Consider the following 14,310-nt stretch of genomic DNA (forward strand, 5'->3'; position numbering starts at 1 on the left):
ATACGGTTAAAATACAAACAAGATGTTATCTTTACTAAAGATGATATTTAATTCATAAAAAGATTGACGTTAATAAGCTTTAACCGTATTATTTGTCTGGCTTTACTAAAAAGTAAAATGTGGTGCGGTAGTTCAGTCGGTTAGAATACTGGCCTGTCACGCCGGGGGTCGCGGGTTCGAGTCCCGTCCGCACCGCCAAATCTCTTCAAGCCCCCCATCTCAAAGCGGGGCTTATTTTATTGTTAATACATTGAACAGGAATAAACCCATGCACCCAAGTTCAACTTAATATCTGTAAACTATCTCTCCTATACAATACACTTATCAAGTTCACACTAACCGAGGTGTTTTTAGTTTTAACCTTACATATAAAAAATCCAGTTTTTTTACACCATAAATTATGCAATAACATACCATGTTGTAAGGAACGTTTTCTTCTTTTTTAAATAAATTCTGGGACAAGAATCGTGTATATATATTGAATATATCCCTAATTAGATAAGCGGCATTCAATATCATGGAATAAAACATCATAGCTTTTATGGATAATTATATTAATTTATGTTTTTAACGAAGTTTAAATTTCACACATACTATCTAATTATAGATAAAATAGATTCACCGCATTATTGTCTTTCTAGGAGATCTAAAATGATCTTGCATACTAGATCATGAAATAAATTTTCCCTACATAACCTTTTTTGCCAATAAACATCCTAAAAGATATGATTAGAAAAAACTAAGTTTAAGTAATTATTCACATGGAGATAAATTAAGACATACATACCCTCTTAAAATACTGCAAACAACTTTAAAATGAGCTTATTTATAAATATAAATTAGCCAATTTAAAATATTTTATTCGCTGGTGAGCGGTGTGATCTAACCCACACAATACTATAGGAAAGATAAATCTTTACTTTTATCTTCCTCTCTATAGTATGCAAAACGTTAAAAATAGATTTTTTTATAACAAAAGACTAAGATTTTAGTAAACCAATACAGCTATTAAGGATAATACATGACTAACTTCTAGTACTGAAACCATAGCATAATCATGAAGTGAAGACTTTAACTCCACAGATGACATTCTCTCATAGTTTTTTTGGTAAAAACAGCACATTAAAATACTCATGCAGCAATATCAAGCTAATCATCTAAATAGATGATGCATTCTATTATGCTATTAGTTGTATGAAATATTCCTATAAAACTAATAGACATTTATGTACTTAAATTTAAAATTTATATGCTTGGGATTATTTTTAAACAACTTGCTTATAAAAATAAAATATAGATTAAAGAGGAATCGTTTACTGTCTTGATTCCTCATATTTTTCAAAATTATAAGAAGATTATTAAGAATGTTTTTTAAAACCACAAATGATTAATACCGTACTAAGTTAAACGTTATGCTTTTAATTAAAGTGAGAACTTATCTACATTTGCGAACATATTAACTAGCAATTTCCATGGGTCTTGGGTTGGACCCCCCACGGGGTTGGTATTTTTCGTAAATTATAAGGCAACCACGTTAGCAGCAGAAGGACCTTTTTGTCCTTGATCAATGGTAAACTCTACACGCTGACCTTCATCTAATGTTTTAAAATCATTACTTTGAATAGCTGAAAAATGTACAAAGACATCCTTGCTGCCATCAGCTGGAGTGATAAAACCAAAACCTTTACCTGCATCAAACCATTTTACTAAACCAGTTACTTTATTAGACATCGCTCTTTTCCTTTGTTAAGATAAAATCCGCCATCGGCGATAATAGGGTTTGTTTGTCAAAATGTACTTATGGGCAGATATGTAAGAAGGAAATTCGTTGAAGAAGTGATGGTGGACTATCGCTTTTTACTGAACATGCTCTTTTACTAAAAAAGCTTACATAAATAGGTTCTGCATCACAAACCAATAATACTATTATTACATACTCCAATCAAGAAAACAAGCCTTCTTCTGAAGAATATATTCAGAAGAAATAACCATGAAACAACATGCTATTTATATTTTCTAGCAGAAGGTGGGATATTTTAAGAATAATTTAGAGCTGACATCACCCCATTACTTCATACTCAAACTAATGTTGTTTATAATAACACTTAATTCTGGAGCTATAAATATATCCCTATAATGTGATATTTTTATGTCTTATAATGATAAGATTTTTATAAATATTTTTTTGCACCCATACCCTTGGTTTTTTAATGTAAAATTGGTTTAGATACTATCTAATATCGAGCCTTATATATCATTAATTAAATTCTTACTCCCGTATAATGATATTTTTTCTTAAGACAAGAAGATAATTAATTGACTTTTACATTATCCATTCTATTATAACTTAATAAATTGACATTAATAATTAACTAGTTTTATTTCCCGTAATAAGCTATTAATTTAAATTTAATATAAAATTTTAGTGTTTATGTAAAAGTGTTTTAATATTCGCATATGATGAGTGACGTTGTATATAATAAATATATAGGCAAGTACTCTACGGCCTCGGTACTATACAATGACTTTATTTCTTGTCCAGCGAAATTCTGGTTCACTCGGTAATAAGTGTTTTTATTAACATGATAAGTGTTTTAATTAAAAATTAAATATCACTCATACTCTAATAACCATATTGTTGTGATGGAGAAAAATAACTTCTCATAAAAATTATTTTTCTCCATAAACCATTATTCATATAAAATATCCCTAGGTCTCTATTCAACAAAGCATCAGTCAATAGAAAAATTGAAGAGATATGCGTTTTAAAAACAACGCTATTCTATTTTTACACGGGTTAAGCAAGATACAGTTAAAAATAAGACTTAAAATTTTAGGAGATTTAACAGTATTGATATCGCATTCGCTGATGAATATGCGTTCTACAACTTCCATGACACTTCACACTCATTGAGATTAAATGGAGACTAGAGATATATATTAATCTCCACCATTGAATCACGAAATTGTTTTGACCTCTTTCTGAGAATCTGTTCGTTATATTTACTAGAAAAAACGGAGTGAATACTCTACAAATCTAACTGATTTTAGTAAACAAATCAAATCAGTTAGATAACCCAGCATACGATAGATATAAAAATACCCCTCATATATAAATGAACTCCTGAGAAAACAACAGATAAGAAAGAGGTATCAATCTAAGATTAATCCGGGTATGAATACTAAAAATCCTTCTCCTACTTCTTATCCATGCTAGAACGGTCATCATCTCGGCATTCAATTGTTCTTAATCCTATCGATACATAGTCTACACTGTCAGTATATCGAAAATATTGACCCAAAACCTCCCTTATAAAATCTAAGGGGTTATTTCATTACTTTACTGATTAGGTATGTGGAAAGATAATCGAGCGCATGCACATCCAGAGATTCTTAATACATGGGGCATAGTCTTCTAATATAGAATATAAAAAATCATTAAAACTTTATCGTAAAATACGCCAAGATATTTCTAAGTCTCAGATAAAGATTGAAACCACCTGGTTATATTGTTTAGCGATATTGGAACCGTGGTGGCAATTTTTTCTAGATACTGCCTCCTAGTAGACACATATAGTGGTAGAGTTGAAGATTAAAAATATTAAAAACATAAACAGTACACGCCCTCAATCACCGCTACTTATACAATAAGCGGAATCCTGATCATTCCCAGGCATTAGGATAAGAGGAAAACATAAAGATTATTCACTAACAACATATTTCATGCAAACTGCCATAATCTTAATTATTATGATCCAATATTTTTTATATCTTCCGTCTTCCGTCTACTAAAAATGCACTCAGTAAGCCCCATTCCAAATAAATTCTGTTTTTTCCAATTCATCTTTTTCTTTAACCTGTTTTTTTCTATTGTATTCATTAATAAATGCCATTAGATCCCAACATAATGCTTTGATGCCATCCTGGTTAGCAGCTGAGATTAAATAATATCGTGCTTTCCAGCCTAGAGCTTGAGTAATACACTCAGCACGCTCTCTAGACTCTCCATGTAGTAGATCCATTTTGTTAAACACTAACCAGCGTGGTTTCTCTGCTAATATTTTATCATAGCGTTCTAGCTCAGTAACGATAATACGAGCGTTTTCTTCCGGATCTGATTGATCTGCCGGCGCAAGATCGATTAAGTGTAATAATATCTGACAACGCTTTAAATGTTTCAGAAAACGAACGCCCAAACCAGCTCCCTCGGCAGCACCCTTGATCAAGCCAGGAATATCTGCTACTACGAAACTCTGCTCATTATCCATACGCACGACGCAAAGACTTGGCGTTAATGTGGTAAATGGATAATCCGCAACTTTTGGCGTAGCGGCTGATATTGCACGAATAAATAAAGATTTTCCAGCATTAGGCAAGCCTAACATTCCAACATTTGCCAATAACATCAATTCTAACTGGATCTCACGTGTCTCACCTTTAGTCCCCTCGGTCTTCTGTCTCGGTGCTCGATTCACCGAAGATTTGAAACGGGTATTTCCTAAACCATGCCTCCCCCCTTTGGCGACCATTAACCGTTGTGTGTTCCAAGTCATATCACCAATTACTTCACGAGTGCTTAAGTCTAACACACGCGTACCTACAGGCACTCTGATTAGAATATCTTTACCACGCTTACCGGTACAACGACGAATTCTCCCATTTTCTCCGCGTTCAGCGCGAAAACTTTTTTCAAAACGGTAATGAAGAAGAGTGTTGAGATTATTATCCGCTAATAGCCAAACATCACCGCCATCGCCACCATCACCACCATCAGGGCCACCACGGGGAATATATTTTTCTCGCCGGAAGCTAACGCAACCATCTCCGCCATCACCAGCCCCTACAAGAATAACAACTTCGTCAATAAACTTCATGATCGCTCTCTATAACAGATCTTGCGAGGTGATTCCATAAGAATAACTACATTCTTCTTTTTCCACTGAAGCCGTTGTAATAAAAAGTTTTGAATGAGATCGAACAAGAAACGAATCAGAACAGCACTAAGAAATTAGCATAATTTGAGTAAACACGGATATTAAGATATGGTAAAAATTATCTTCTGTTCTTACTAACTTGTCATAATTTTTATTAAAAATACGTACCCCTAAAAAGATGCAGTTACTAAAACCTCAAACACACTGATTTTCTTCACACTGATTACAGAATGAGTAATAGATTTATAAAAATGGTTGACTACTTGTCCTAAAGTATATGGCAATGACTTAATCTGTCAGGGTTCTAAACATACAGAGGTGCATTTTCTACGCGATCATATTTACCTGTCTAAAATATCAGAAACTAACTAATAACAGACATGTAAAATACGACATAAAATAAAACAACTATCATGAATGATTAAGAATGGATTTCTCTCTAAAAAGACAGTTCTGTACAGATATCATGGTTTCTAAAAGCGAGCCTAATACTAATGTTCCTGCGGATTTTCATGACCAACGATAAGTGTAAAGAACGGAATCCTACAGCATGCAATACCAGTAGCCCTGAACGATGCATAAAACAAAAAACTTATTCAGCAATAATACTAATAAATTTTCGGTTCTTTAACCCCTTAACCTCAAACTGAATTCGTCCTGTTTTTAAAGCAAAAAGGGTATAATCTTTACCGCAACCTACATTACTTCCGGGATGAAAATGAGTTCCACGTTGCCGAACAATTATGCTTCCAGCATTTACCCTTTCACCACCAAAACGTTTAACACCTAAACGTTTACTTTCCGAATCGCGACCGTTACGAGTGGACCCACCAGCTTTTTTATGTGCCATATATTTGCTTTCCTATGAAGCGAAAATAGCAGTAATTTTAATGTCAGTAAATGGCTGACGGTGCCCCTGCAGCTTACGAAAATGCTTACGACGACGAAATTTCACGATCATAACTTTATCGCTGCGACCATGAGCTACGACTTCCGCCATAACCATGCTATCCTTTATAAAAGGACCGCCTACCTGAATCTCATCCCCATTAGTAATTAACATAACCTGTTTAAATTCAACCACTTGACCTGTTAAAGCATTCAGTTTTTCAATCCGCAAAATTTGACCTTCTCTTACTCGGTGTTGTTTACCACCAGTTTGGAAGACTGCGTACATAAACACCCCACTCTTTGCAAACTCAATCAGGTAGAGCTCACTAAACATATATATATTTATGTTATAATATATACTATACGAGCGAATTTCAATAAAAATAAATGCAAGATACCAAAAGATAATGTTTCTCACCATTTATATTTCATCTTTTGATAAGGATGCTCAAGAACAATCTTTCCACTATATTGTATCTCTGCACAATATGACACTAACGGTACACTTTTATCCATCTATAATATAATGAATTATTCATATAATAGCGAGTTGAACATATAAAATATGACATAGGTTAGTATCACTATTAACACAGAACACTCCACAATTATATTGATAAATTACCCCCACTACTAACATTATTCATCTTTAATAAAGATCCAATTGAACCCAGAATCGCGTTTATAGAAGAATTTCCTCTTAAGAAATATGGTAATATGGTGCTCATTAAATTCATATATACCACATATTACTGGATAATATATAGTCCATAACTTAAACACATAATAAGGTGAACAGCGGCTAATTAGATATTCGGCATCTACCAATCCATGTCTTGATTGGGAACTTAATTTATATCTGCGCTGTCCAAAATATAACGGTGTTTTGTCAATTGTCTCTGCTAAAACTTATAGCTCAGATAGTTAATATTATCACCGAAGAACAAGTGCTGACATTCTCTAAAAGAGAGGCATCTTAGCGCACATCATCTATACGATGATCCAACAAAGAAACAATGTAAAATCATATCTGCGTGTGATCGTTAAAGGTTTCCCAATGATGGGATAAAGCAATCCCTTATCTAGGCTATTTTTAAACCTTTCCCACCGAAAAATGCTGAAAGATATTAATTTAGATAGCAATGAAATAAGAGTTTTAGTCTTCTCAGGTGAGGGTGTTTTTTTAAAATTATTAGTTAGAGATGAAATTTTGTAAAAAATACTATTTTCCTAAATGCTAGAAATATATCCGTGTTATGTTTTTAGAAACTGCAATATCCGATTGTTTTGCCATGCCCATTCAAGTAACTTTAGATTGTTGAGTCTGATATACTATCACCACGTGTCATTAATTTCTTAACAAGAAGAAATATCATTACACGCTAATATATTGCCATACATCTCTAAAATTCTTCTTTTAATCTATCACTTATTTAAGTGATATGGTGGATAGACTTAGATCGTCTTTTATAATGGAATTCCATATCATCAATTTAATATTAAGTTTACAATTTACTAATACCTGTTCATAGACCGAAAAATAATCCACAAATTTCTCAGGAAAATCTATGATAGAATAAAGTTTTATTTAGTGTTATAGAATATTTATAGAGAATATTTGAGATCTAAATAAAAATCACCAAATCCTGAGCGTGTAAATGCTTTACACCAAAACAGTAGTGTCTGCTACTGCATGGTATAGCAATTTTATACCAACTACCTCGATAACAAGACATACACAACCTAATCATTATTTATCAATCACTTATAACCGATAGAGAATAATCTGAAAGATAAAGAAAACATTTTTATAAGACAATCAATCATATCTCATGAAAAGATAATAATCTTATCTATAACTAATAAAATATTTTTAAATGCATGGCCTGTATCTTCAAATAGCTATTTGCACTAAGTTAACCAACGAGTTTCCATAGAAACATCTAAAATCATTTGATCGTAATAAACGAGACTAGATTCATAAAAATACAATAGTTAATCAGTCATCCATCAACATCGCACAGTCTTATGCGAGACTTAAATTCAATATTAACCCGATAAAACCCAAAACAAGATAAATCAATATCAGGAAAAATGTAAAAATTATCTTTTCTCTTTAAATGCTTAATCAAAATCAACTTCATAAGTTATCATATTAACCTTCCAGAACATAATTCTGTATTGTCAGAAACAATTTCTATAGCAGTGATTCTCTATCGCGGTTAAGCTAAAATGACTAATAAACTAAGAGAGTCATAAGCACTATGAATAACATACCCATCCGAATTGCAATTTCCGGCCCGGGGGGCCGTATGGGGCGCCAACTGATCCATGCAGTAAGACACTCTACAAAAGCAATACTGACTGTCATGTTAAGCCGTGATAATTCGACATTAAGTGATATAGATGCTACTCCACTAACTCATATCACGCCTCTCAAGATAACGCTCAACAGTGATCTCCATAAAGTAAAAGATGATTTTGATATCCTCATCGATTTTACTCGCCCTACCGTCAGCCTGATGTATCTTGATTTTTGTCAGCGTTATCATAAAGGTATAGTTATCGGCACTACAGGTTTTAGCGATGAGCAGAAGGAGATCATCCGAAAAGCGGCGAAGAAAACTGGCATTGTCTTCGCTGCCAACTTTAGCGTTGGCGTTAATCTTATGCTCAAATTACTAGAAAAAACATCAAAGGTCATAGGGAATAACGCTGATATCGAAATTATCGAAACACATCACCGCCATAAAGTGGATGCGCCTTCTGGTACTGCGCTAGCTATGGGAAAAGTCATTGCCGACACTCTCGGGCGCGATCTTGCGCACTATGCAGTTTATAGTCGCATAGGAGATAGCGGCGAGCGTAAAGAACAAAGCATTGGTTTTAGCACAGTACGAGCTGGTGATATTGTTGGTGAGCATACTGTGATGTTCGCCGAAATCGGTGAGAGATTAGAAATCACTCATAAAGCATCAAGTAGGATGACTTTTGCTAGGGGGGCAGTTTGCGCTGCTCTCTGGTTATCTAAGCAACAAAAAGGTCTTTTCGATATGATTAATGTCCTGAATCTCGATACATTATAGAATTCTTTTTCTGAACATGCAAATCTATTTAACTAATTAATTTTAATCACTTTTATAAGAATATTTTAGTTATTTTCCTCAGACTCATCATGTCCGAATTCACTAGGGGGCAGATACCACAAAATATGTAGAATTTTTCGTTTACAGGACACATGTACTCACTGCTTAGTAGTTATAACGTATGCAATACTGAACATCTGGATTTTCAGTATATTTTCTGTTCTTTTAAACTCCCTCATACTATTTTTTCTATGAATTAGTAAAAGAAATTCAGAAACCCCCTTTAAAGGTGGACAAAATACGCGTTCATCTTTAAAATTCGGGCAAATCACCAAAATGCTAGATTGCTAATGTTTTTTCATATTGATTGATTTATTTTAAATAAATCAATCAATATGAAAAAACATCATGACTGCATATTCTTTGGAGAGTGTTTTGATAAAATCAGCGATCTTGGTTCTAGCAGACGGAACCCAATTCCGCGGTCGTTCCATTGGCGGAAATGGAATAGCAGTAGGGGAAGTAGTTTTCAATACCTCAATCACTGGTTATCAAGAAATCCTTACTGATCCCTCCTATTTTCGTCAAATTGTCGTTCTTACTTACCCCCATATCGGAAATACTGGAACTAATCAATTAGATAACGAATCATCTTGCATACAAGCGCAGGCACTCGTGATCCGAGATCTCCCACAAATCGCCAGTAACTTTCGCAATACCCTGTCGCTATCGGATTATCTTAAACGAGAAAATATTGTTGGCATCGCTGATATTGATACACGTAAACTAACACGATTGCTGCGCGAAAAAGGAACGCAAAACGGTTGTATCATTGCTGGAGCAATCCCAGATTCTCAGTTAGCCCTGCGAAAAGCTCGTGCTTTCCCCGGTCTAAACAACATTGATTTAGTAAAAGAAGTAACCACTACTAAACAGTATAAGTGGACACAAGGGAGGGGCACCTTAACCGAAGAATTCTCCGCGGAGATAAGCAACTTGCCTTATCATGTTGTAGCGTATGATTATGGGATTAAACGAAATATAATGCGTGCACTGGTGGATTCTGGATGTCGGCTAACAGTTGTACCAGCACAAACTCCCGCAGAGACGGTCCTGGCAATGCATCCTGATGGGATCTTCCTAGGCAACGGCCCAGGCGATCCTGCTCCCTGTGAGTACGCAATTAGCTCAATACAGACCTTCCTTAGCACCGATATTCCCTTATTTGGAATTTGTTTAGGGCATCAACTCTTAGCACTTGCTAGCGGTGCCAAAACAATAAAAATGAAGTTTGGTCATCACGGTAGTAATCATCCAGTAAAAGATTTAGAATCTGACCGGGTGATCATAACTGCCCAAAATCACAGCTTTTCTGTAGATCAGCACACACTACCTGACACACTTCAGGTAACTCATATTTCACTGTTCGACGGCACAGTACAGGGACTCCGTCGCATTGATAAAGCAGCGTTTAGCTTCCAAGGGCACCCCGAAGCTAGCCCTGGTCCACAGGATGCCTTCCCATTGTTCGAACATTTCATTGAACTAATGGACACTTATCGTTTACAGACTAACGCATCAGGAGCCTGAGATGCCAAAACGCACCGACTTAAAAAGTATCTTAATCCTGGGCGCTGGTCCTATCATTATTGGTCAAGCATGTGAATTTGACTATTCTGGTACGCAAGCGTGCAAAGCCCTACGCGAAGAAGGCTATCGTGTAATTTTAGTAAATTCTAACCCTGCCACTATCATGACCGATCCCGACATAGCCGATGCGACTTATATCGAACCCATCCATTGGAAAGTGGTACGTAAAATCATTGAAAAAGAACGACCAGATGCACTGTTGCCAACTATGGGTGGCCAGACGGCGTTAAACTGTGCACTAAAACTGGAATGTGAAGGTGTATTAAAAGAATTTAGTGTAGAGATGATTGGTGCCACGGCTGACGCCATCGACAAGGCGGAGGATCGCCAACGCTTCGATAAAGCAATGAAAAAAATTGGATTAGAAACTGCCCGATCTAATGTTGCCCATACCATGTCCGAAGCACTCACAGTTGTAGCCGATATTGGTTTCCCCTGTATTATTCGCCCTTCATTCACCATGGGTGGTACAGGTGGGGGGATTGCGTATAACCGCGAAGAGTTTGAAGAAATTTGCGAACGCGGTCTAGATCTGTCTCCTACTAGAGAGCTACTCATTGATGAATCACTAATCGGCTGGAAAGAATATGAAATGGAGGTCATCCGCGATAGAAAAGATAACTGCATTATCGTTTGTTCTATTGAAAATATCGATCCGATGGGCATTCACACCGGCGATTCTATAACTGTTGCGCCGGCGCAGACTCTAACTGATAAAGAATATCAAATTATGCGTAATGCCTCGATGGCAGTAGTGCGTGAAATCGGTGTAGAAACTGGCGGCTCAAATGTGCAATTTTCTGTGAATTCAACCACTGGTCGACTGATCGTTATTGAAATGAATCCACGTGTTTCGCGATCTTCTGCATTAGCGTCTAAAGCGACTGGTTTCCCTATCGCTAAAGTGGCAGCCAAACTCGCAGTCGGATATGTTCTTGATGAACTTATGAACGACATTACGGGGAATCGGACACCAGCATCTTTCGAACCCTCCATCGATTATGTGGTAACAAAAATCCCGCGATTTAATTTCGAAAAATTCCCCGGCACTAATGATCGCCTTACGACTCAGATGAAATCAGTAGGTGAAGTAATGGCTATCGCGCGTACCCAGCAAGAATCGATTCAAAAAGCACTGCGTGGGTTAGAAGTAGGTGCTAATGGTTTTGATCCTAAAATCAATCTAAACGATCCTGAAGCTTTAACCACTCTGAGACGCGAGCTAAAAAACCCCGGCGGAGAGCGTATCTGGTATGTAGCCGATGCGTTTCGTGCTGGCATGTCGGTCAACAGCATATTCGATTTAACTAACATCGACCGCTGGTTCTTAGTGCAAATTGAAGAGTTAATTCAGCTGGAAAATGACGTGGCTAAACGTGGTATCAACGCCCTTAATCCCAGTTATCTACGGCAGCTAAAACGAAAAGGCTTTGCCGATGCTCGCCTAGCGACCTTGGTTGGTGTGTTGGAAGGCGATATTCGAAAATTGCGAGCATGCTACAACTTACATCCTGTATATAAACGAGTCGATACCTGCGCTGCTGAATTTTCTACCGATACCGCTTATATGTACTCAACCTATGATGAAGAGTGTGAATCTCAACCTAATCAGGAACGTGAAAAAATCATTGTACTAGGCGGGGGGCCGAATCGGATAGGCCAGGGGATCGAATTCGACTACTGCTGTGTACATGCTGCGATGGCACTCCGAGAAGACGGTTATGAAACTATTATGGTTAACTGTAATCCTGAAACAGTTTCAACCGATTATGATACCGCAGATCGTCTCTACTTTGAGCCAGTGACATTGGAAGACGTATTAGAAATTGTGCGCATTGAAAAACCAAAAGGGGTTATTATACAGTACGGTGGTCAAACACCACTAAAGCTAGCTCGTGAGCTGGAAGCCGCTGGTGTACCCATAATAGGTACTAGCCCTGACTCCATTGACCGAGCTGAAGACAGAGGACGATTCCAGCAGACCGTTAAATATTTGGGGTTCAAACAACCTGCTAATACCACACTTACTAGTATTGATCTAGCAGTGGAAAAAGCCGCGACAATCGGTTATCCACTCGTGGTTCGCCCTTCTTATGTACTAGGCGGAAGAGCGATGGAAATCGTATACAACGACTCGGATCTACTTCGCTACTTCTATAGTGCGATTAGTGTTTCAAACGATGCACCCGTACTACTTGATCGCTTCCTGAATGATGCAATAGAAGTAGATATAGATGCGGTTTGTGATGGTAAAAACGTTCTAATCGGAGGAATTATGGAGCACATTGAACAGGCTGGAGTACATTCGGGCGATTCAGCTTGTTCGTTACCGGCCTATACCTTAAGCCGAGAAATTCAGGATATCATGCGCCAACAGGTAAAAAGATTAGCATTGGAGTTAAAGGTTAAGGGATTGATGAACGTTCAATTTGCAGTGAAAAATAATGAAGTATACCTAATTGAAGTTAACCCACGAGCGGCGCGAACAGTACCTTTTGTGTCAAAAGCTACTGGTGTACCACTCGCAAAAATAGCCGCTCGGGTGATGGTTGGTAAATCCCTACTAGAACAGGGAATAACAAATGAAGTTATCCCACCTTACTACTCGGTAAAAGAGGTGGTATTACCGTTTAATAAGTTCTCAGGCGTAGACCCGATCCTAGGACCGGAAATGCGCTCCACCGGAGAGGTGATGGGAGTAGGACGGACATTTGCCGAAGCATTTGCCAAAGCTATGCTCGGTAGCCAATCCAACATGAAAAAAAATGGTCGTGCGCTCCTCTCAGTGCGCACAGAAGACAAAGATCGAGTAGTAGCGTTAGCTGAGAAACTCATTACACACGGTTTTGAGCTAGACGCAACCCATGGTACAGCAGTTATATTAGGTGAAGCCGGTATCAATCCGCGTTTGGTGAATAAAGTTCATGAGGGGAGACCACATATTCAAGACAGAATAAAAAATGGCGAATATAGCTATATTGTTAATACCACCGCTGGACGTCAAGCGATTGAAGATTCCAAACTGATCCGGCGAAGCGCTTTACAGTACAAAGTACAGTACGACACAACAATAAACGGAGGGTTTGCTACCGTAATGTCTCTTAACGCTGATGCCACCGCTCAAGTTATGTCCCTGCAAGAAATGCATGCACAAATCAGTTCATAACCCTGCTATAAAATTTCGTTATAACAATATTTGAAATTATAACCTGTACTATGTACAATTAGTTTGATTTGTTTTAAATATAAAAAACTTTATTTCTGAAAAAGAATATTAGTTTTTTAGTATGCGAAATAATTAAATCGTCACTAACAGTGTATAATTGTCAAAAAATAAACTTTTAAAAGTCTCATTATCATGACTCAGATTTTAAATATTGTTGGTTTTATAAAATTCGATTAATATCGAAACACCGATTTAAATTCTATATTTTGCATATTATTTTTTATAAATCACTAGATGAAAATCTGAGAAAAACTCGTTTTTAATATATCATTTTGAATTATATAATAAATTACATAATTCACCAAGTGTTTATAACATTAACGTCTTTAAAAATATTTATTAAAACCCCAACTGTATTATTAACCCAATCTCATATATTTTGGCTATAAATCCCATTTATATTTAGATATAGTTAACAATTTTCAACCGCACAATGCTGAAATCATAAGTGATTTCTCTTTAATTCTAAATACACTTAACCACTTTATACCTTATTTTATATATACATAGGAAATGTTTTTTA

The 14,310-nt window shown here is 36.4% G+C and carries 6 protein-coding genes, 1 tRNA gene and 1 pseudogene; 4 read left to right on the plus strand and 4 right to left on the minus strand.

What is annotated here, in order from left to right:
* The first annotated feature begins 121 nt into the window (after positions 1-121).
* Positions 122-198 (plus strand) — tRNA-Asp (locus tag GFK82_RS03810).
* Positions 199-1,518: 1,320 nt separating this feature from the next.
* Here the strand turns inward: GFK82_RS03810 and cspE are convergent.
* The 4 genes and pseudogenes from cspE to rplU all read right to left on the minus strand — a co-directional run bounded on the left by cspE (position 1,519) and on the right by rplU (position 6,111).
* Positions 1,519-1,731 (minus strand): transcription antiterminator/RNA stability regulator CspE, encoded by a 213-nt coding sequence (gene cspE / locus GFK82_RS03815; RefSeq protein WP_226810898.1) that lies wholly within the window; start codon positions 1,729-1,731, stop codon positions 1,519-1,521.
* Between the two features lie 2,081 nt (positions 1,732-3,812).
* A pseudogene (cgtA, locus tag GFK82_RS03820) lies at positions 3,813-4,874 on the minus strand (Obg family GTPase CgtA); the annotation flags it as partial.
* Between the two features lie 652 nt (positions 4,875-5,526).
* On the minus strand, positions 5,527-5,784 hold the full coding sequence (rpmA, locus tag GFK82_RS03825; protein WP_226810899.1) for a 50S ribosomal protein L27: 258 nt from the start codon (positions 5,782-5,784) through the stop codon (positions 5,527-5,529).
* A 12-nt stretch (positions 5,785-5,796) separates the two neighbouring features.
* The gene (gene rplU, locus GFK82_RS03830; protein ID WP_226810900.1) at positions 5,797-6,111 is read right to left on the minus strand and encodes a 50S ribosomal protein L21; all 315 of its coding nucleotides are present in this window, start codon (positions 6,109-6,111) and stop codon (positions 5,797-5,799) included.
* 1,978 nt (positions 6,112-8,089) lie between these two features.
* On the opposite strand from rplU, the gene dapB reads away from it, so the two are divergent.
* From dapB to carB, 3 genes are all read left to right on the plus strand, one after another.
* A complete protein-coding gene (gene dapB, locus GFK82_RS03835; protein WP_226810901.1) occupies positions 8,090-8,911 on the plus strand; it encodes a 4-hydroxy-tetrahydrodipicolinate reductase in 822 nt (273 codons plus the stop codon).
* Positions 8,912-9,346: 435 nt separating this feature from the next.
* Positions 9,347-10,501 carry a glutamine-hydrolyzing carbamoyl-phosphate synthase small subunit gene (carA, locus tag GFK82_RS03840; protein ID WP_226811307.1) on the plus strand — a complete coding sequence of 385 codons (1,155 nt, stop codon included), beginning with the start codon at positions 9,347-9,349 and terminating at the stop codon, positions 10,499-10,501.
* 1 nt (position 10,502) lies between these two features.
* Positions 10,503-13,727, plus strand: coding sequence for a carbamoyl-phosphate synthase large subunit (gene carB / locus GFK82_RS03845; protein WP_226810902.1), 3,225 nt, complete (start codon positions 10,503-10,505; stop codon positions 13,725-13,727).
* The last annotated feature ends 583 nt before the right edge of the window (positions 13,728-14,310 follow it).

The sequence above is a fragment of the Candidatus Steffania adelgidicola genome, from assembly GCF_020541225.1.
GTDB lineage: Bacteria > Pseudomonadota > Gammaproteobacteria > Enterobacterales > Enterobacteriaceae > Steffania > Steffania adelgidicola.

Coding starts and splice junctions, on each gene's coding strand:
- carB (WP_226810902.1), top strand. CDS start 10,503: ATGCCAAAACGCACCGACTTAAAAAGTATCTTAATCCTGGGCGCTGGT.
- rplU (WP_226810900.1), bottom strand. CDS start 6,111: ATGTACGCAGTCTTCCAAACTGGTGGTAAACAACACCGAGTAAGAGAA.
- cspE (WP_226810898.1), bottom strand. CDS start 1,731: ATGTCTAATAAAGTAACTGGTTTAGTAAAATGGTTTGATGCAGGTAAA.
- dapB (WP_226810901.1), top strand. CDS start 8,090: ATGAATAACATACCCATCCGAATTGCAATTTCCGGCCCGGGGGGCCGT.
- rpmA (WP_226810899.1), bottom strand. CDS start 5,784: ATGGCACATAAAAAAGCTGGTGGGTCCACTCGTAACGGTCGCGATTCG.